At 74.6% G+C, this 19702-nt stretch carries 11 protein-coding genes; 9 read left to right on the top strand and 2 right to left on the bottom strand.

Going from position 1 to position 19702, the window contains the following annotated elements:
* The first annotated feature begins 16 nt into the window (after window positions 1-16).
* Window positions 17-1195 carry an adenylyltransferase/sulfurtransferase MoeZ gene (moeZ, locus tag OG556_RS13225; RefSeq protein WP_363372596.1) on the top strand — a complete coding sequence of 393 codons (1179 nt, stop codon included), beginning with the start codon at window positions 17-19 and terminating at the stop codon, window positions 1193-1195.
* 60 nt (window positions 1196-1255) lie between these two features.
* Here moeZ and OG556_RS13220 read toward each other — a convergent pair whose 3' ends face one another.
* Complete coding sequence (locus tag OG556_RS13220; RefSeq protein WP_363629524.1) at window positions 1256-4012, bottom strand: lysylphosphatidylglycerol synthase transmembrane domain-containing protein; 2757 nt, start codon at window positions 4010-4012, stop codon at window positions 1256-1258.
* 134 nt (window positions 4013-4146) lie between these two features.
* On the opposite strand from OG556_RS13220, the gene OG556_RS13215 reads away from it, so the two are divergent.
* From OG556_RS13215 to OG556_RS13200, 4 genes are all read left to right on the top strand, one after another.
* Complete coding sequence (locus OG556_RS13215) at window positions 4147-4509, top strand: MGMT family protein (protein ID WP_371517224.1); 363 nt, start codon at window positions 4147-4149, stop codon at window positions 4507-4509.
* A 173-nt stretch (window positions 4510-4682) separates the two neighbouring features.
* Window positions 4683-8000: an ATP-dependent DNA helicase gene (locus tag OG556_RS13210; protein ID WP_363586734.1), complete on the top strand. Its 3318-nt coding sequence runs from the start codon at window positions 4683-4685 to the stop codon at window positions 7998-8000.
* 32 nt (window positions 8001-8032) lie between these two features.
* A complete protein-coding gene (locus OG556_RS13205) occupies window positions 8033-11260 on the top strand; it encodes a UvrD-helicase domain-containing protein (protein ID WP_371517223.1) in 3228 nt (1075 codons plus the stop codon).
* A gap of 190 nt (window positions 11261-11450) precedes the next feature.
* The gene (locus OG556_RS13200) at window positions 11451-12635 is read left to right on the top strand and encodes a PP2C family protein-serine/threonine phosphatase (RefSeq protein WP_363586732.1); all 1185 of its coding nucleotides are present in this window, start codon (window positions 11451-11453) and stop codon (window positions 12633-12635) included.
* Between the two features lie 18 nt (window positions 12636-12653).
* On the opposite strand, the gene OG556_RS13195 is transcribed toward OG556_RS13200, so the two are convergent.
* The gene (locus OG556_RS13195; RefSeq protein WP_371517222.1) at window positions 12654-13625 is read right to left on the bottom strand and encodes an endonuclease/exonuclease/phosphatase family protein; all 972 of its coding nucleotides are present in this window, start codon (window positions 13623-13625) and stop codon (window positions 12654-12656) included.
* Window positions 13626-13703: 78 nt separating this feature from the next.
* Here OG556_RS13195 and OG556_RS13190 point away from each other — a divergent pair, with 78 nt between their 5' ends.
* From OG556_RS13190 to OG556_RS13175, 4 genes are all read left to right on the top strand, one after another.
* Window positions 13704-14336: a PadR family transcriptional regulator gene (locus OG556_RS13190; protein WP_371517221.1), complete on the top strand. Its 633-nt coding sequence runs from the start codon at window positions 13704-13706 to the stop codon at window positions 14334-14336.
* A 128-nt stretch (window positions 14337-14464) separates the two neighbouring features.
* The gene (locus OG556_RS13185) at window positions 14465-15229 is read left to right on the top strand and encodes an ABC transporter ATP-binding protein (protein WP_371517220.1); all 765 of its coding nucleotides are present in this window, start codon (window positions 14465-14467) and stop codon (window positions 15227-15229) included.
* Window positions 15226-18090, top strand: a complete 2865-nt coding sequence (locus tag OG556_RS13180; RefSeq protein ID WP_371517219.1) for an FtsX-like permease family protein — start codon at window positions 15226-15228, stop codon at window positions 18088-18090. The genes OG556_RS13185 and OG556_RS13180 overlap by 4 nt, the downstream gene beginning before the upstream one ends.
* A 145-nt stretch (window positions 18091-18235) precedes the next feature.
* On the top strand, window positions 18236-19639 hold the full coding sequence (locus tag OG556_RS13175; protein ID WP_371517218.1) for a dipeptidase: 1404 nt from the start codon (window positions 18236-18238) through the stop codon (window positions 19637-19639).
* The last annotated feature ends 63 nt before the right edge of the window (window positions 19640-19702 follow it).

The raw sequence follows: 19702 nt of genomic DNA, 5'->3' as shown, positions 1-19702 counted from the left end.
ACCCATCGGAGTCCCCGTGTCGTTGCCACCCCTGGTCGAGCCGGCCGACGAGCTCACCGTTGACGAGGTCCGCAGGTACTCCCGCCACCTGATCATCCCCGACGTGGGCATGGCCGGGCAGAAGCGGCTGAAGAACGCCAAGGTGCTGTGCGTCGGCGCCGGCGGCCTGGGCTCGCCCGCGCTGATGTACCTGGCCGCGGCCGGTGTCGGCACGCTGGGCATCGTCGAGTTCGACGTGGTCGACGAGTCGAACCTCCAGCGCCAGATCATCCACGGCCAGTCGGACGTGGGCCGCTCCAAGGCGGAGTCGGCGCGGGACTCGGTCAAGGAGATCAACCCCTACGTCGACGTGATCCTCCACGAGGAGCGCCTCGACAACTCCAACGTCATGGAGATCTTCTCCGGCTACGACCTGATCGTGGACGGCACCGACAACTTCGCCACCCGCTACCTGGTGAACGACGCCGCGGTGCTGCTCGGCAAGCCGTACGTGTGGGGCTCGATCTACCGCTTCGACGGCCAGGCCAGCGTGTTCTGGGCCGAGCACGGCCCCTGCTACCGCTGCCTCTACCCGGAGGCCCCGCCGGCGGGCATGGTCCCCTCCTGCGCCGAGGGCGGCGTGCTGGGCGTGCTGTGCGCGTCCATCGGCTCGATCCAGGTCACCGAGGCGATCAAGCTGCTGGCCGGCGTGGGTGACCCGCTGGTCGGCCGGCTGATGATCTACGACGCCCTGGAGATGAACTACCGCCAGGTGAAGGTCCGCAAGGACCCGGACTGCGCCGTCTGCTCCGAGCACCCGACGGTCACCGAGCTGATCGACTACGAGGCCTTCTGCGGCGTCGTGTCGGAGGAGGCGCAGGCCGCCGCCGCCGGCTCGACCGTCACCTCGGCGCAGCTCAAGCAGTGGCAGGACGACAAGGAGGACATCTTCCTGATCGACGTCCGCGAGCCCGGCGAGTACGAGATCGTCAACATCCCCGGCGCGGTGCTGATCCCGAAGAACGAGTTCCTCATGGGCGACGCCCTGGAGAAGCTGCCGCAGGACCGCAAGATCGTGCTGCACTGCAAGTCGGGCGTGCGCTCGGCCGAGGTGCTGGCCGTGGTCAAGGCGGCCGGCTTCGCCAACGCCGTCCACCTGGGCGGCGGCGTGCTCGGCTGGGTCAACCAGATCGAGCCGCACAAGCCGGTCTACTAGAACGCCGGAACGCACCGGAAGGGCCCGCCTCGGCGGGCCCTTCCGCGTATCCGGTGGACGTCAGAGCGCGCCGCGGCGCTGCAGCACGTTGTAGGAGATCCAGCCCGGCAGCACCGGCAGCCAGAAGGTGAGCGCCCGGTAGAGGAAGACCGCCGGGGTGGCGACCGCCGGCGACACGTCCGCGACCGTCAGGGCGCCGATCAGGGCGACCTCGACCGGGCCGATGCCTCCCGGGGTGGGGATCGCCGAGCCGGCCGCGTTGGCGGTCAGGAAGACCACCGCGACCGCCGAGAAGCTGACGTCGCCGCCGAAGGCCTGAACCGAGGCGTCCAGGCAGGCGGTGAAGGACAGGGTCAGCAGCAGGATGCCGCCGAAGCCGGTGACCAGCTTGCTGGGCGTCTGCATCAGGTCGAGCATCCGCGGCACCACGCCGAAGAACAGCGAACGCAGCCGGCCCAGCACGAACCGGCGCAGCGGCGCGACCGCCGCCACCACCAGGGCGAGCACGGCGGCGGTCAGCACGCCGATGATCACCGCGCGGGAGGCGGACAGGTCGCCGTTGGTCTGGCTGCCGGTGATCAGGCCGAAGCTGAACAGCAGCAGCAGGTGCCCGGCCAGGCCGGCCAGCTGGGAGGCGCCGACCGAGGCCACCGCCTGGCCGGAGCGGATCCCGGCCTTCTGCAGGTAGCGGGTGTTGAGCGCGATGCCGCCGATCGCGGCGGGCGCGACCAGCTTGACGAAGGAGCCGGCCAGCTGGGCCGCGACGGTGCGCCGGAACGGCAGCTTCTCCGGGACGAATCCGGTCAGGCTCATCGCGGCGGCGACGTAGCTGAACGCGGCCGCCAGCAGGGCCGCCGCCGCCCAGACCCAGTCCATCTGGGAGAGCTTGAGCTGGGCCGGCTTGATGGTGGTCAGCGCCAGGTAGGCGGCGAAGGTGAGCGCGATCACCATGATCAGGCTCTTCGGCTTCAGCCGCTCCAGCTTGGCCGGCTCCATCGGCGCCTCGGGGGCGATCTGGAGGATCTGGCCGCGGATGCGGCTCAGCAGGTCCTCGCCGGCCACCGCGATGTCCTCCTCGGCCTGCTGCTGGGTGCGCTCGCCGGCCGCGACCTGCTCCAGCGCCCTGGCCCGGGCGACGGTCTTGCGCTCCTTGGTGAGCCGCGCGAGGTCGACCCTGGTGGAGCGGCTCATCCCGACCGGCTGGAGCAGCGGCAGCGCCTGGGCGACCCGGTCGGCGCCGAGCACCGCGTTGGCGGTGGCGACGGCCCGCTCCGGGCCGATCCGCAGCGCGAAGGTGGTGACCAGCTGGGCGACGTCGATGCGCAGCGTCAGGTCGGTGGCGGCGATGTCGCCGCCGGAGAGGTTGACCAGGCAGGCCGTCTTCTCGTCCACCACCAGCAGCGACTCGCCGGTCAGCCGGCGGTGGGCGATCCGGCGCTCGTGCAGGGCCGCCACCGACTCCCAGAGCGAGGCCATCACCTGGTCGGTGACCTCCTCGTCGGAGAGCTCGTCCAGGATGCGGCCCTCGACCTTGCCGTAGACCAGGATCGCGGCGTCCGGACCCAGCTCGGAGGTGGCGACCAGCTGCGGCGCGCGGGCGCCCGACGCGGCCGCCGCGTAGGCGATCAGGGCCTCCTGCTCCAGCGCCTGGCGCAGCGACTGCGGGCTGCGGCGCACCGCCACCGAGCGCAGCCGCAGCCGCCGCCAGGCCCGGTAGAAGAAGCCGGAGGCCTGCTGCTCGCGGTCGATGATGTGGACGTCCAGCGGCGGGCCGCTCTGCTGGGTGACGTAGTAGCGGCGGGTGCCGCCGGGCGCGTCCGGGGCGCGGTGGGCGCTCTCCGGGGTGAAGCCGACCTTGCGCAGGCCGATCATCAGGTGCTGGCCGGTGGGCCGGATGTTCGGGGAGCCGATCGCGTACAGCGTGCCGTACGCGACGGACCAGCCGATCAGGACGGTGAGCAGCAGCGACAGCGGGGTGGTGTAGCCGCCGAGCAGTTCGGTGATCCCGCTGAAGACCACCACCACCCACAGGGCGACCCGCCACCGGGGGCGGCTCGACATGCCGACCGCGGTCATGTAGGCGATCACCGGGGCGAGGTAGCCGTGCACCGGGTCGGTGAGGGTGCCGTTGCTGTCCATCGGCAGCCTGGTCAGCGCGTCCCGGATGTGGTCGGAGGCGCCTTCGGCCACCCACCAGTCGATGCCCAGCGAGACGCCGTAGGCGAGCACCGAGGCGAGCACGCCGTCGGCGACCCGCAGGCCGTCGCGTTTGATCAGCCGCTCGACCGCGAAGGCCAGCGGCACGGCGAGCACCGCGACGCTGGAGAGCAGGCCGGTGATCGTGGAGAGCACCGCGGAGAAGTGCGGCGCGTTGGTGGCGATGTCCTGTTCGATGCCGGTGGTGGTCGAGGTGGCGATGCCCGCCAGCACGAAGACGGCGACTATGCCGAAGACGCCGGCCAGGAAGCGGATCAGGTCGGACGGGCGGTGCGCCCGGGCGGCGAGCAGTGGCTCGTCGACGTCCAGGTGCGGGGTGCCGTCCAGCGGGTCGTGGTAGTCGGGCAGCGGGCGCCGGGCCGGCGGTTCGGCAGCCGCCGGTCCGGGGACGGCCGGTTCCCCGGGGGCCTCGGCGGGTTCGGCGGCTTCGGCGGGTTCTTCGGAGGCCTCGGCGGGCGCGGGGGTCTTGATCGTCAGGTCCTTGATCAGGGAGACTTCCGGCGTCGGCCCGGTCGCGGGCCCACCACCGGGAGCCGAGGGCACGGCGGCGGCGGACTCGTCGGAGTCCTCGTCCACACCCACGTCAGCCGTCCCGGTCATCTGGTCTTGTCCTCGTATCACCACTCACCGCCCCGAAGATGGTGGCATGCCTCGGCGCCCCGTGCTGGACAGGGGCCGGATCGGGCGCGGCGGATCGTTCGTACGGGGCCGCGGGTGCGCCCCCGTGAGGAAGAATGCCGCAGGTGACGGACGTAACAGACGACGGCCTCCCGGACACCCTGCCGCCCTTCGCCGAACTGGTGCTCGACCTGACCGAGCGGATTCCACCCGGCAGGGTGATGACCTACGGGGACGTTGCCGAGTACCTCGGCCAGGGCGGCCCCCGGCAGGTCGGCCGGGTGATGGCCCTGTACGGCGGCTCGGTCCCCTGGTGGCGGGTCATCCGCGCCGACGGCCGCTTCCTGCCCGGGCACGAGCACCGCGCCCTCGCCCACTACGGCGAGGAAGGCACCCCGCTGCGCGAACTCGCCGACCCGCCCCGGGTCGACCTGCGCCGGGCCCGCTGGGACGGACGGGAGCCGGGCACCGCGCGATGAGGCCGCCGCGGAACGCGCGACGAGGCCGCCGCGGACCGGGTCGCCGCGGACCGGGGATGCCGCGAAACCGCCGCGCCGACGGGAATGACGGGGCAGGATCGTAGGCTCGATACGGGCGGGCCCCGGCGGGCCCGCCCGGCCACGCCTCCAGCACAACCCCAGGATCCGCCTCCGTGAGTTCCCCGTACCGGCTCGTGCGCAGCCCGCTCGTCCAGCCCGCCCCACCCGTGCTGGACGAGTACCAGCGCGCCGTGGTCGAGCACGGCGGCGGGCCGCTGCTGGTGCTCGCCGGCCCCGGGACGGGCAAGACCACCACCCTGGTCGAGGCCGTCGCCCGGCGGATCGAGGACGGCACCGACCCCGAGCGCATCCTCGTCCTCACCTTCAGCCGCAAGGCCGCGACGGAACTGCGCGACCGGATGTCCGCCCGGCTCGGCTCCTCCTCGGCCGCCCCCCAGGCCACCACCTTCCACTCCTTCAGCTACGCCCTGCTGCGCGCCCACCAGGACCCGCAGGACTACGCCGAACCGCTGCGGCTGCTCTCCGGCCCCGAGCAGGACGTCATGGTCCGCGAACTGCTGGCCGGCGGGGCCGAGGACGCGAAACTCGGCAGCTCCCGGATCCACTGGCCGCTCGACCTGCGGGCCTGCCTGACCACCCGCGGCTTCGCCGACGAGGTCCGTGCCGTCCTCGCCCGCAGCCGCGAGCTGGGCCTCGGCGAAGCCGAACTGGAGCGCTTCGCCCAGGGCGTCCAGCGCCCCGACTGGGCCGCCGCCGCGCACTTCCTCGCCGACTACCTCGACGTGCTCGACCTGCGCGGCGTCCTCGACTACGCCGAACTCGTCCACCGGGCCGTCCTGCTCGCCGAACGCCCCGAGGTCGCCGAGCAACTGCGGCGGCGCTACGAGGTGGTGTTCGTCGACGAGTACCAGGACACCGACCCCTCCCAGGTCCGGCTGCTGCGCCAGCTGGCCGGCGGCGGTCGCGAACTCGTCGCGGTCGGCGACCCCGACCAGTCGATCTACGCCTTCCGCGGCGCCGACATCAACGGCATCCTCGACTTCCCGCAGACCTTCCGCCGGGCCGACGGCGAACCCGCCGACGTCAAGGTGCTGCGCGTCTCCCGCCGCTCCGGCGCCGTCCTGCTCGCCGCCTCCCGGGAACTCGCCCGGCGGATGCCGATGGGCCGGCTGCCCGCCGACAAGCTCGCCCAGCACCGCGCGCTGCTGCCCTCCCGCGAGGGCGGCCGGGCCGAGGTCTACACCTACCCCACCCCCGGCGCCGAACTCGACTCGATCGCCGACCTGCTGCGCCGCGCCCACCTGGAGGACGGCGTGCCCTGGGGCGAGATGGCCGTCCTGGTCCGGGCCGGCGCCCGCTCCATCCCCGGCGTACGGCGGGCGCTCAGCGCGGCCGGCGTCCCGCTGGAGATCGACGGCGACGACCTGCCGCTGCGCGAGGAGCCGGCCGTCGCCCACCTGCTGCTCGCCCTGCGGGTCTGCGCCGAGCAGGCCGCCCGCGACCGGCACGGCGACCCCGACACACCCGACCCGCTCACCACCGACCTGGCCCACGCCCTGCTCACCGGCCCGCTCGGCGGCCTCGACGGCTCCGACCTGCGCCGCCTCGGCCGCGCCCTGCGCGAGGAGGAACGCGCCGCCCTGCGCGCCGACGGGGACCCGGCCGCCCCGCGCCCGGCCGGCGACCTGCTGCGCGAGGCCCTCGCCGAACCCGAGCGGCTGATCGCCCTCGACCCCGCCCACGCCCGCCGGGCCCGCGACCTCGGCACCCTGCTGCGCAAGGTCCGCGAACGCCTCGCCGGCGGCTGCACCGCCGAGGAGGCGCTCTGGGAGCTGTGGGACGGCAGCCGCCGCTGGCGCGAACGTCTGGAACGGGCCGCCCTGCGCGGCGGCGCCGCCGGCCGCAACGCCGACCGCGACCTCGACGCGCTGTGCGCCCTGTTCGAGACCGCCGCCCGCGCCGAGGAACAGGTCACCGGCCACCGCGGCGCCCTCGACCTGCTCGCCGAGCTCGACGCCCAGGACATCGCCGCCGACACCCTCACCGTCCGGGCCGTGCGCCCCGAGGCCGTCCGGCTGATGACCGCCCACCGCTCCAAGGGCCTGGAGTGGCGCCTGGTCGTCGTCGCCGGCGTCCAGGACGGCCTCTGGCCCGACCTGCGCCGCCGCGGCTCCCTGCTGGAGGCCGACCGGATCGGCCGCGACGGCCTCGCCGAACCGCTCTCCCCGGGCGCCCTGCTCGGCGAGGAGCGCCGGCTCTTCTACGTCGCCGCGACCCGCGCCCGGGAGCGGCTGATCGTCACCGCCGTCAAGGCCCCCGCCGACGACGGCGACGAGCCCTCCCGCTTCCTGCGCGAGCTCTACCGCGAGGACGTCGACCCGCGCACCGGAAGGGTCGTGCGCCGCACCCCGCCGGTCGTCGTCGAGGACGTCACCCACCGTCCGCGCCGCCCGCTGTCCGTCGCCGCACTGGTCGCCGAACTGCGGGCCGTCACCGTCGACCCGGCCCGCTCGCCCGAACTGCGCCGGGCTGCCGCCGAACGGCTCGCCCTGCTCGCCGCCGCCACCGACGACGAGGGCCTGCCACTGGTGCCCGCCGCCCGCCCCGACCGCTGGTGGGGCCTGGCCGACGCCACCGCCGCCCCCGACCCGCTGCGCAGCGCCGACCTGCCGGTGCGGCTGTCCGGCAGCGGCCTGGAGCAACTGGAGAACTGCTCGCTGCAGTGGTTCCTGGACAAGGAGGTCAAGGCCCGCGCAGCCGGCTCCGCCGCCCAGGGCTTCGGCAACGTCGTGCACGCGCTCGCCGACGAGGTCGGCTCCGGGCGCACCCCCGCCGACCTCGCCGTCCTGATGGAACGCCTGGACACCGTCTGGGACGCGCTGGCCTTCGACGCGCCCTGGAAGTCCCAGCAGGAGAAGACCCAGGCCCGTGCCGCCCTGGAGCGCTTCCTCAACTGGCACGTGCTGGAACGCGGCCGCGACCTCGTCGCCACCGAGCACGGCTTCGACGTCACCCTCGACGCCGGCGGCGTCTCGGTGCGCATCCGCGGCTCGATGGACCGGGTCGAGAAGGACGCGGCCGGGCGCGCCTACGTCGTCGACTTCAAGACCGGCAAGCAGATCCCCACCGACAGGTCGCTGCCCGAGCACAAGCAGCTCGCCGTCTACCAGCTCGCCGTCCGCGCAGGGGCCCTCAACGAGCTGCCCGGCTTCGCCGACCGCCCCCCGGCCACCGGCGGCGCCGAACTCGTCCACCTGCGCGAGCCCGCCGCCAAGGCCGCCCAGGACGCCCCCAAGGTGCAGCGGCAGGACCCGCCGGAGGGCGAGCCGTGGATCGAGAACCTGCTCGCCGACGCGGCCGGCCGGGTCCTCGCCGAGCGCTTCGTCCCGCAGACCGGCGGCGGCTGCGACCGCTGCACCTTCCGCCGCAGCTGCTCCGCCCAGCGGGACGGGGCGCAACTCGTCGAGTGAAGGTTGTCCGCCGCTCCGGTTAACGTTGCGGGGTGACCGCCGTGCTCAGCCATCCCGACCAGCTCAAGGAGCTGCTGGGCATCCCGTTCAACCGGGAGCAGATGGCGGCCATCGGCGCCCCCCTGGAACCGGCCGTGATCGTGGCCGGCGCCGGGTCCGGCAAGACCACGGTGATGGCCGCCCGGGTGGTCTGGCTGGTCGGCTCCGGCGCCGTCCGGCCCGAGGAGGTGCTCGGCCTCACCTTCACCAACAAGGCCGCCGGCGAACTCGCCGAACGCGTGCGCACCGCCCTGCTGCGGGCCGGTGTCACCGGGGAGGACGGCGCGGAGCCGCTCGGCGAACCGGAGATCTCCACCTACCACGCCTTCGCCGGCCGGCTGCTCAAGGAGCACGGCCTGCGGATCGGCATCGAACCCGACGTGCGGCTGCTCGCCGACGCCACCCGCTTCCAGCTCGCCGCCAAGGTGCTGCGCACCGCCCGCGGCCCGTTCCCCGCGCTCACCGGCACCTTCGCCAACCTGGTCGCCGACCTGATCGCCCTGGACGGCGAACTCGCCGAGCACCTGGTCGAGCCGGACACCCTGCGCGCCCACGACGAGGACCTGCTGGACACCCTCGCCACCGTCAAGCTCACCAACGACGACCTGCGGGCCGTCCCCGCCACCGCCCGGGCCCGGCTGGAGCTGCTGCGCCTGGTCGAGGACTACCGGCGCCGCAAGCACGCCGCCGGGCTGATGGACTTCGGCGACCAGATAGCCGCCGCCGCCCGGCTCGCCCAGCAGCGGCCCGAGGTCGGCGCGCTGCTCCGCGGCCAGTTCCGGGTCGTGCTGCTCGACGAGTACCAGGACACCTCGGTCGCCCAGCGGCTGATGCTGGCCGGCCTGTTCGGCGCCGGCCCAGGGGGACCGGGCGGTGCCCACCCCGTCAGCGGCCACCCCGTCACCGCCGTCGGCGACCCCTGCCAGGCGATCTACGGCTGGCGCGGCGCCTCCGTCGCCAACCTCGACGAGTTCCCCCGGCACTTCCCGAAGGCCGACGGCCGCCCCGCCGCCCGCTACGCGCTCAGCGAGAACCGCCGCAGCGGCGGGCGGCTGCTCGCCTTCGCCAACGAACTCGCCGCGCCGCTGCGGGCCATGCACGAGGGCGTCGAGGCGCTGCGCCCGGCCCCCGGCGCCGAGCAGGACGGCTACGCGCGGGCGGCGCTGCTGCCCACCCACGCCGAGGAGGTCGACTGGCTCGCCGACTCGATCGCCCACCTGGTGCGCACCGGCACCGCGCCCGGCCGGATCGCCGTGCTGTGCCGCGGCGGCGCGGCCTTCCCGGACATCCACGCGGCCCTGGTCGCCCGCGAGGTGCCGGTCGAGGTGGTGGGCCTGGGCGGGCTGCTGCAACTGCCCGAGGTGGCCGACCTGGTGGCGGTCTGCGAGGTGCTCCAGGACCCGACCGCCAACGCCGCGCTGGTGCGCCTGCTGATCGGCCCGCGCTGGCGGATCGGCCCGCGCGACCTCGCCCTGCTCGGTCGCCGGGCCGCCGACCTGGTGCGCACCGACCGACCCGAGGGCGTGGAGGCGCTGACGGCGGCCGTCGCCGAGGCCGACCCCACCGAGGTGGTCTCGCTCGCCGACGCGGTGGAGACCTTCCTCGACGCGGAGCAGCCCGACGAACTGCCCTTCTCCGCCGAGGCCAGGGTCCGCCTGGCCCGCCTCGGCCAGGAGCTGCGCGACCTGCGCCGCTCGCTCGCCGACCCGCTGATGGACGTGCTGCACCGGGTGCTGGCCGTCACCGGTCTGGAGGTCGAACTCGCCGCCTCCCCGCAGGCGCTGGCCGCCCGGCGGCGCGAGACCCTGCACGCCTTCCTGGACGTCGCCGCCTCCTTCGCCGACCTCGACGGCGACCCCGGCCTGGCCGCCTTCCTCGGCTTCCTGCGCGCCGCCCAGGAGTACGAGCGCGGCCTGGACAGCAGCCTGCCCGGCGGCGAGGACACCGTGAAGGTGCTCACCGCACACAAGTCCAAGGGCCTGGAGTGGGACGTCGTCGCCGTCCCCGGCCTGGTCAAGGGCTCGTTCCCGTCCACCACCTCGCGCGAGCGCTGGACCAGCAGCAAGCGGGTGCTCCCGCACGCCCTGCGCGGCGACGCGGACACCCTGCCCGACGTGCGCGGCGGGTGGGACGGCAAGGCCATGACCGCGTTCAAACGGCAGCTGGCCGAGCACTCCGGCACCGAGGAACTGCGCCTGGGCTACGTCGCGTTCACCCGCCCGCGCACGCTGCTGCTGGCCTCCGGGCACTGGTGGGGGCCCAGCCAGAAGACCGTCCGCGGCCCGTCCGCCTTCCTGGAGCAGCTGCGCGAGCACTGCGAGCGGCCCGGCGCCGGGGAGGTCGAGCACTGGGCCGAGCAGCCGGAGAAGGGCGCCGAGAACCCGGCGCTGGCCGCCCCCGTCGAGCACCCCTGGCCGCTGCCGCTGGACCCGGCCGCCCAGCTGGCCCGCCGCCGGGTCGCCGAGGTGGTGCACGCCCGGCTGGCCGGCGCGCCCGCCCCCGAGCCCGAGCCGATGGCCGCCGAGGACCAGCGCCAGGCGGCCTCCTGGGACCGCGACCTCACCGCGCTGCTGGGCGAGTTGGAGCGCTCCCGGCGCACCGCCCGCGACGTGCCGCTGCCCGCCGCGCTGTCCGCCACCCAACTGCTGCGCCTGGCCGCCGACCCGGACGGCTTCGCGCGCGACCTGGCCAGGCCGATGCCGCGCCCGCCGCAGCCGGCCGCCCGGCGGGGCACCCGCTTCCACGCCTGGGTGCAGTCCCGGATCGAACCGCTGCTGCTGATCGAGCCGGGCGCGCTGCCCGGCGCGGACGACGACGGCATCGAGGACGAGCAGGACCTGGAGCAGCTCAAGGAGGCGTTCCTGCGCACCCCGTACGCCCAGCGCCGGCCGCACCGGGTGGAGGCGCCGTTCCAGCTGGTGCTCGGGGGGCGGGTGGTGCGCGGCCGGATCGACGCGGTCTACCGGGACGGTGACGTGACGTCAGTAGCCGGTGGCGCGTCACGCTACGAAGTGGTGGACTGGAAGACCCACCGCGAGGAGACTGCCGACCCGTTGCAGCTCGCGGTCTACCGGATCGCCTGGGCCGAGCAGGCGGGCGTTCCGCCGGAGCAGGTCACGGCTTCCTTCCTGTACGTCCGCAGCGGGCGGATCGTCCGTCCGGCAGGACTTCCCGACCGAAAAGAGTTGGAACGGCTCCTGATCGGGAACAGTGAAGAATGAGTCACGCAGAGCATTCAAGTCATCACGGCAGCGCCCGAAACCTGTGCGTCATGCACGTTTCGTGCCTATTGTGGGGTCGGTAACCGGTCAACCCCCGTGCTCCGGCCGCCAGCGAGGCCCGCATTCCCTAACCCTCAGTCATCACCGCAGGTGCCCCAGGGCATCGGCGTCTTCTGCTGGAGTAACGACGTTGAGCGCGACCGGATGGATCAGAGAGCGGTTCACCGGGCCGACCCCGGGACCCGCTCCGGGCACGACCGGCACCTGGCCGAGGACGGCGCTCGCGCTGCCCTTCATCGGCATGGCGCTGATCGTCGCCCTCGACTTCGTCAGCAACACCGAGGTGACGGTCGAACCGGCCCTCACCGCCGTCCCCGCGCTGGCCGCCGTGGTCAGCCACCGAACCTGGTACCCGCTCGCCATCGGCCTCTTCACCGAGGCGGTGGCCTTCCTGATGGCCTTCCGCAGCGACGCGCTCGACCAGTCCGTGCACGCCGCCAGCGTCTTCGCGATCCTGCTGGTCGCGCTGATCGGCTGGGTCAGCGCCACCCTGCGGCTGCGCCAGGAGCGGGCGCTGGCCGACGCCCAGCTCGTCGCCTCGATCGCCCGCCGGGTGCTGCTGAGGCCCGTCCCCGAGCGGGTCGGCACCGTCCAGGCGGCCGTCCACTACGAGGCCGCCGCCGCGCACGCCAGGATCGGCGGCGACCTGTACGAGGTGGTCAACACCCGGCACGGGGTGCGGGCCGTGGTCGGCGACGTCCGCGGCAAGGGCCTCGGCGCGGTCGAGACCGCCGCCGCCGTCCTCGGCGCCTTCCGCGAGGCCGCGCACCAGGAGCCCGCACTGGACCGGGTCGCCGGCTGGCTGGCCGTCAGCCTCGACCGGGCCCTGCACGAGAACGACCACCCGGGCGTGGAGGAGGAGTTCGTCACCCTGGTGCTGATCGGCGTCGGGGCGGACGGCACCGCGGAACTGGTCAACTGCGGCCACCCCTCGCCGCTGCTGCTGCGCGGCGGGGATGTCCGGCCGCTCGAACTCGCCGAGACCGTCCCGCCGCTGGGCGTCCTCGACCCGGCCGACGTCCGGCCGCCGGTGCACCGGGTGGCACTGCGGCCCGGCGACCGGGTCCTGCTGTTCACCGACGGGGTGATCGAGGCCCGCGACCGCTCCGGCGCCTTCTACCCGCTCGCCGAGCGCCTCCCGCGCTGCGCCGACGGCCGCCCGGCGGACGTCCTGCAGCGCCTGCACGAGGACGTGGTGCGCCACGTCGGCCGCCAACTCGGCGACGACGCGGCCATGCTGCTCCTCCAGTACGCGCCGGCCCCCGCCGCCGGCACCCAACTACCGCACCAGCACGGCGTCCTGACCCGGCACTAGTCCCGTGCTGGGCCCGCACTAGAGCGAGACCTCCACCAGCAGCGGCCGGTGGTCCGACACCGCCGCGCGCGGCGCCGCCGCCGGGCCGACCGCGGCGCGCGGCACGCCGACCGCCAGCACGTGGTCGAACTGCACCGCCGGGCGGTGCGAGGGGTACGTCGGGGTGCGGGCCAGGTCGTACCAGCCCTGCAGACGGGGGCGGGGCTCGCGCACCCGGCGCCGGCGCGGCTCGGCCAGGGCCGGCCGGGCCCGCCGGGCCGCCCGCAGCTCCCGGACCCGTGCCCGGGGCGCGGTGCGCTCCAGTGCGGTCGCCCCGCCGAGGACGGTGCGCGGCACCGCGCCGACCAGGTTGAAGTCGCCCAGCACCAGGTACGGCTGCGGCAGGTCCGCGATCCACCGCCGGATGCCGGCCAGCTGCGCCATGTTCCACCCGGGGACGAAGGACAGGTGCGCCGCCACCACGGTGAACGGGCCGTGGTCGCCCTCCAGCACGGCCGCCAGCGCCGCCCGCGGCTCGTCCGGCACCGGGGTGAGCCCGCGCCGGCCGGCCACCCGCAGCGGCAGTCCGAACGGGGCCGGGGCGAACCGGCGGGCCCGCCAGTGCCGCACCGGCAGCCGGGTCAGCAGTGCGGTGCCGTACGAGGGCGGGGCGCCGTCGCCGACGTCGCCGGGCCCGTACACCCGCAGGCCGTCGGGCACGGAGGGCTCCGGCACCCAGCCCGCGACCGGCGCCGGGCGCCCGTGCAGGGCGGCGGCGAACCGCCAGTCGGCGGCCCCCATGGCCTTGGCGGCCACCGCGGTCTGGTCGGTGCCGCCGGAGCGGGACTGGTGGCGGTCGACCTCCTGGAGGGCCAGCACGTCGGCGTCCAGCGCGGCCACCGCCTCCGCCAGCGGCCCGCCGGCGTCGGCGGGGTAGGGCCGCGGGGCGCCGTCCGGGGCGAGCGGCTGACCGTGCAGCAGGTTGAAGGTGGCGATGCGCAACTGGCTCACACCGCACGACGGTACCCGTTCGCCGGGGGAGGGGGCGCGGCTTGAGCCTGTGGGGCATACCGGGTATACATACTGAGTATGTCCATCCGACACGGTCTGCTCGCCCTGCTCGACCAGGGCCCGCGCTACGGCTACCAACTGCGCACCGAGTTCGAGGCGCGCACCGGCGCCACCTGGCCGCTCAACGTCGGGCAGGTCTACACCACGCTGTCCCGACTGGAACGGGACGGCCTGGTCGAGCCCGCCGGAGAGGACGACGAGGGCCACCAGTTCTACGCCGTCACCGACGAGGGACGCACCGAGCTGCGGGCCTGGTTCGACACCCCGGTGCCCCGGACCAACCCCCCGCGCGACGAACTGGCCATCAAGCTCGCCATGGCCGTCACCGTCCCCGGGGTGGACGTCTCCGCCGTCGTCCAGGGCCAGCGCCGCCACAGCATCAAGGCGCTCCAGGACTACACCCGGCTCAAGGGCCGCGCGCTGGCCGGGGAGTCACGGCCCGGCATCGCGCCGTCCGCGAGCAACGACCTGGCCTGGCTGCTCGTCCTCGACCAGCTGATCTTCCAGACCGAGGCCGAGATCCGCTGGCTCGACCACTGCGAGACCCGACTCCACCAGCACGCGGAGACCGAACAGGCCCGCGCCGCCGAAGCCGCCCGCGACGGCGGCGCCACGGCCGCCCGGCCCGCCCGCCGCCGCTCGCGCACCTGACCCCGCCCGCCGTCGCCCGCGCACCCGAACCCGCGACGGCCGCCGCTCGCGCACCTGACCGCGACGGCCCGCCCGAACCACCGGCCCGGACCCGACGCCGAGCCCACCACCAGCACAAGGGGGGAACCATGTCCCACACCGACCCGGCCCGGCAGACGCCGGTACTGCACCTGGAGAACGTCACCCGAGTCCACGGCCAAGGCGCCGCGGAGGTCCAAGCCCTGCGCGGCATCGACCTCAAGGTCCACCCCGGCGAGTTCGTCGCCGTCATGGGCCCGTCCGGCTCCGGCAAGTCGACGCTCCTCACCCTCGCCGGCGGACTGGACACCCCGACCACCGGCCAGGTCCTCGTCGAGGGCGCCGCCCTCGGCGGGCTCAACCGCAAGCAGCTCGCCCAGGTCCGCCGCCGCTCCATCGGCTACGTCTTCCAGGACTACAACCTGATCCCCGCCCTCACCGCCGGCGAGAACATCTCGCTGCCGCGCGAACTCGACGGCCTCTCCGCCCGCGCCGCCCGCCGCGAGGCGCTCGCCGCCCTGGAGGAACTCGGCATCCCCGAGCTCGCCGACCGCTTCCCCGACGACATGTCCGGCGGCCAGCAGCAGCGCGTCGCCATCGCCCGCGCCCTCATCGGCGACCGCCGCCTCGTCCTCGCCGACGAGCCCACCGGCGCCCTCGACTCCACCACCGGCGAGGCCGTCCTCGCCGTCCTGCGCGCCCGCTGCGACGCCGGCGCCGCCGCCATGATGGTCACCCACGAGGCCCGGCACGCCGCCTGGGCCGACCGCGTGGTCTTCCTGCGCGACGGCCGCATGGTCGACGAGAGCGTCAGCCAGGACGCCGCCAGCCTGCTCGTCAGCGCCGCCACCAACAGCATGAAGGTGGACGAGTGAAGCTCAGCGCCTGGCGGGTCGCCCTGCGCATCGCCCGCCGCGACGCCCTGCGCGCCAAGGGCCGCAGCGCCCTGGTGATCGCCATGGTCGCACTGCCCGTTCTCGGCGTCACCGGCGCCGACGTGGTCTTCCGCAGCGCCGACCTCGAACCCGCCGAACACGTCGTGCGCGTCATGGGCCAGGCCGACGGCGAACTGCAGATGCTCGAACGCGGCGCCATCGTCCTCCAGGCGCCCGACCCCGACAAGGGGATGTCCACCAAGAACGCCAAGGACGAGGCGAAGAACGGCGCCGCCCCCCAGTACACCCCCGCCCAGCAGCGCAGCCTCAACACCGAACCCGTCGAACTGGCGAAGCAGCTGCTCCCGCCCGGCACCGTCCTCGTGCCCGAGCGGCAGGGCCCCTACACCGCCGCCGGCAGCTCCCAGGGCCTGCTCAGCACCCGCACCACCGAGCTGGACCTCACCGACCCGATCTGGAAGGGCCGGGTCAACCTGGTCAAGGGCCGCGCCCCCGCCACCGACGGCGAAGCCGCCGTCACCCGGGACTTCCTCACCCGCTCCGGCCTCAAGATCGGCGACCAGACCGCCGTCCGCGGCCTGGAGGACACCCCCTTCACCATCACCGGCGTCGTCGAGTACCCCAGCGAACTCACGGCCACCGAGATCATCGCCCGGCCCGGCACCCTGATCAGCAAGCTCGCCAAGCTCCCCGGCGCCGACCGCAGCCGCAACGCCGGCTCCGACGCGCCCACCCGCTGGCTCGTCAAGCTCCCCTCCGGCACCCTCGACTGGCCCAAGGTCACCGAACTGGGCGGCTACGGCTTCACCCTCGCCTCCCGCGCCGTCCTGCTCGACCCGCCGGCCCGCGCCGACGTCCCCTACTACGTCGAGGCCGACAAGCACGGCGGCCCCACCCCCGGCTACCTCGACCGCACCTCCGTCGTCATCCTCGCCACCGTCGTCGGCATGGCCCTGCTGGAGATCGTCCTCCTCGCGGGCCCCGCCTTCGCCGTCGGGGCCAGGCGCTCCCGGCGGCAGCTCGGACTGCTCGCCGCCGGCGGCGGTGAGCGCGCCAACATCCGCGCCGTCGTCCTCGGCGGCGGCATCGTCCTCGGTATCACCGGCGCCGTCGTCGGCCTCGGACTCGGCATCGGCCTGGTCGCCCTGCTGCGCACCCGGGCCGAGGAGTACGCCGGCCAGCGCTTCGGCCACTTCAACCTCCAGCCGCTCGACCTGCTCGGCGTGCTCCTGGTCGGCCTGGTCACCGGCCTGCTCGCCGCCGTCGTGCCCGCCGTCCAGGCCTCCCGCCAGGACGTCGTCGCCGCGCTCACCGGCCGCGACTCGCTCAAGCCCCCGAGCCGCAAGCTCGCCCTGCTCGGCCTGCTGATGCTCGGCGGCGGCTCCGCGCTCGCCCTGCTCGGCGCCACCAGCGGCTTCGCCAACCGCAGCCTGTCCGTCCTCGGTGGCTCGGCCGTCGCCGAACTCGGCATGGTCGCCCTGACGCCCTACCTGGTCGGCCTGTTCGGCCGGCTCGGCCGCTGGCTCTCGCTCGGCCCCCGGCTCGCCCTGCGCGACTCGGTGCGCCACCGCGGCCGCACCGCGCCCGCCGTCGCCGCCGTGATGGCCGCCGTCGCCGGCACCGTCGCGGTCAGCGTCTACCTCGCCAGCTACGACGAGGGGAACCGCCGCGAGTACACCGCCGCCGCCCCCTCCGGCGCCGTCATGCTCGGCAGCGGATGGCTGCCCGCCTCCGAGGGCAAGCTGCTGCCGCAGATGCGCGACGCGGTGGAACGCAACATCCCCGCCCTCGGATCGCGCGCCGACATCCAGCGCGTCGACTACAAGGGCGACTGTGCCGACGGCGGCAGCGGCTGCGGCTACATCCAGGTCGAACTGCCCAAGGAACTGCGCTGCCCCGCCCTCGACGACACCGAGCGCAGCACCGACGAGACGGAACGCATCCTCGGCACCGACCCGCGCTGCCAGGGCATCGGCCACCGCGGCAACCACTTCAGCAACCTCTCCGCGGGCGACGCCACCCTGCTGCGCAACCTCTACGGCGTCACCGACCCGGCCGCCGGGCAGGCCCTCGCCGCCGGCAAGGCCGTGGTCTTCGACGCGAAGTACCTCAAGGACGGCAAGGTCGCGGTCGGGTTGAACGATCCGATGGAGGAGACCGACGGGCCGTCCCCCCGGAAGCGCGGCCACACCGAGATCTCCGTCGACGCCGTCCTCGCGTCCGCGGTGGTGCCGGCCAGCGGCCAGGCCGTGATCAGCCCCGACACCGCCACCCGGCTCGGCCTCACCACCTCCCCGGCCGGCTCGGTCTGGCTGCCCGACAGCTCGCCCTCCGACGGCGCCCAGCAGAAGGCCAACGGGGCGCTGGCCAAGCTCACCGACCAGGACGTCCTCTCGATCGAGCGCGGCTACCAGTCCAGGTCCGACCTGATCGGCCTCGGCCTGTCGATCTTCGCCGGCATCGTCGCCCTCGGCGCGGCCGGCATCGCCACCGGACTCGCCGCCGCCGACTCCCAGCGCGACCTGACCACCCTCGCGGCGGTCGGCGCCGAGCCCCGGATCCGGCGCACGCTCTCCGGCTTCCAGTGCGGGGTGATCGCCGCCATGGGCACCCTCCTCGGCACCGTCTGCGGGATCGTGCCGGCGGTGGCCCTGCGCAAGGTCCAGGGCGTGGCGACCTCCGTCCCCGGGATGAGCGCCGAGACGATCGCCAACAACTCGGTCGTGGTCCTCCCGTGGCTCACCATCGCGGTCACCGTGGTGGCGCTGCCGGTGCTCGCGGCGGGCCTGGCCGCGCTGCTCACCCGCTCGCGGATCTCCCTGCTGCGCCGCTCCGGCTGAGGTTCGCGCACCCTCCCGTCACCCCCGTCCGCGCCCCCTCCACTCCGGGGGCGCGGGCGGGGGTGACGGAGGTTACAGCCCCGACGGCGCCCGGCAGCCGGACGGCCGGGGCGGGCACCCGCACGGGCGAACTAAAGTCGTCCGTATGACGAGAACTCCGGACAGCGTCGTCCGCTCCTTCATCGACCAGCACCAGGCCGGCTTCCTCGCCGACCTCTCCGAGTGGCTGGCCATTCCCTCGGTCTCCGCCGACCCGGCCCGCGCCGGCGACGTGCGGCGCTCCGCCGAGTGGCTGGCCGCCAAGCTGCGCGACTCCGGCTTCCCGGTGACCGAGGTGTGGGAGACCGACGGCCTGCCGGCGGTGTTCGCCGAGTGGCCCTCCGGGGACTCGTCCGCGCCGACCGTCCTGGTCTACGGGCACCACGACGTGCAGCCCGCCGCCAAGGAGGACGGCTGGGACACGGAGCCGTTCACCCCGACTGTGGTCGGCGGACGGCTGTTCGCCCGCGGCGCGGCCGACGACAAGGGCCAGGTGTTCTTCCACACCCTGGGCGTGCGCGCCCACCTGGCCGCGACCGGCCGCACCGCGCCGGCCGTCAACCTCAAGCTGCTGATCGAGGGCGAGGAGGAGTCCGGCTCGCCGCACTTCGCCGACCTGGTCCGGCGCGAGGCCGGGCGGCTGGCCGCCGACGTGGTGGTCATCTCGGACACCGGCATGTGGTCCGAGACCACGCCGACCGTCTGCACCGGCATGCGGGGCCTGGCCGACGCCCAGATCGACCTGTACGGCCCGGACACCGACATCCACTCCGGCTCCTTCGGCGGCGCCGTCCCCAACCCGGCGCAGGTCGCCGCCGAGCTGGCGGCCGGCCTGCACGACGCCGACCGCCGGGTGGACATCCCGGGCTTCTACGACGGCGTGATCGAGCTGACCGACCGCGAGCGCGAGCTGTTCGCCGAACTGCCCTTCGACGAGGCGCAGTGGCTCAGGGTCGCCAAGTCGTACGGCACCCGGGGCGAGGCCGGCTACTCCACCCTGGAGCGGGTCTGGGCCCGCCCGACCGCCGAGGTCAACGGCCTCTGGGGCGGCTACACCGGCCCCGGCGGCAAGACCATCGTGCCGTCCTCGGCGCACCTCAAGCTGTCCTTCCGGCTGGTCGCCGGGCAGGAGGTGGAGAAGGTGCGCGAGGCCGTCCGGGAGTGGGTGGCCGCGCGGGTGCCCGAGGGCGTCCGCCACGAGCTGACCTTCCCGGGCGCGACCCGGCCCTGCCTGACCCCGCTGGACCACCCGGCGCTGCAGTCCACCGTCCGCGCCATGGGCCGGGCCTTCGGGCAGAAGATCCTCTTCACCCGCGAGGGCGGCTCCGGCCCGGCCGCCGACCTCCAGGACGTGCTCGGCGCGCCGGTGCTGTTCCTCGGCATCTCGGTGCCCTCGGACGGCTGGCACTCGGTCAACGAGAAGGTCGAACTGGACCTGCTGGCCAAGGGCGTGGAGACGGCCGCGTACCTGTGGGGGGACCTGGCCGAGAACTTCCGGCCCGGCGCGTGACCCCGCGCGGGCACACCATGGCAGTCAGATCACTCATCCGGATGATTCATCACGTGGGGATGG

It is taken from the genome of Kitasatospora sp. NBC_01300 (assembly GCF_041435235.1).
GTDB lineage: Bacteria > Actinomycetota > Actinomycetes > Streptomycetales > Streptomycetaceae > Kitasatospora.
Note: the sequence above shows the minus strand (reverse complement) of the source record. Positions and strands in the feature narration are given on the sequence as shown.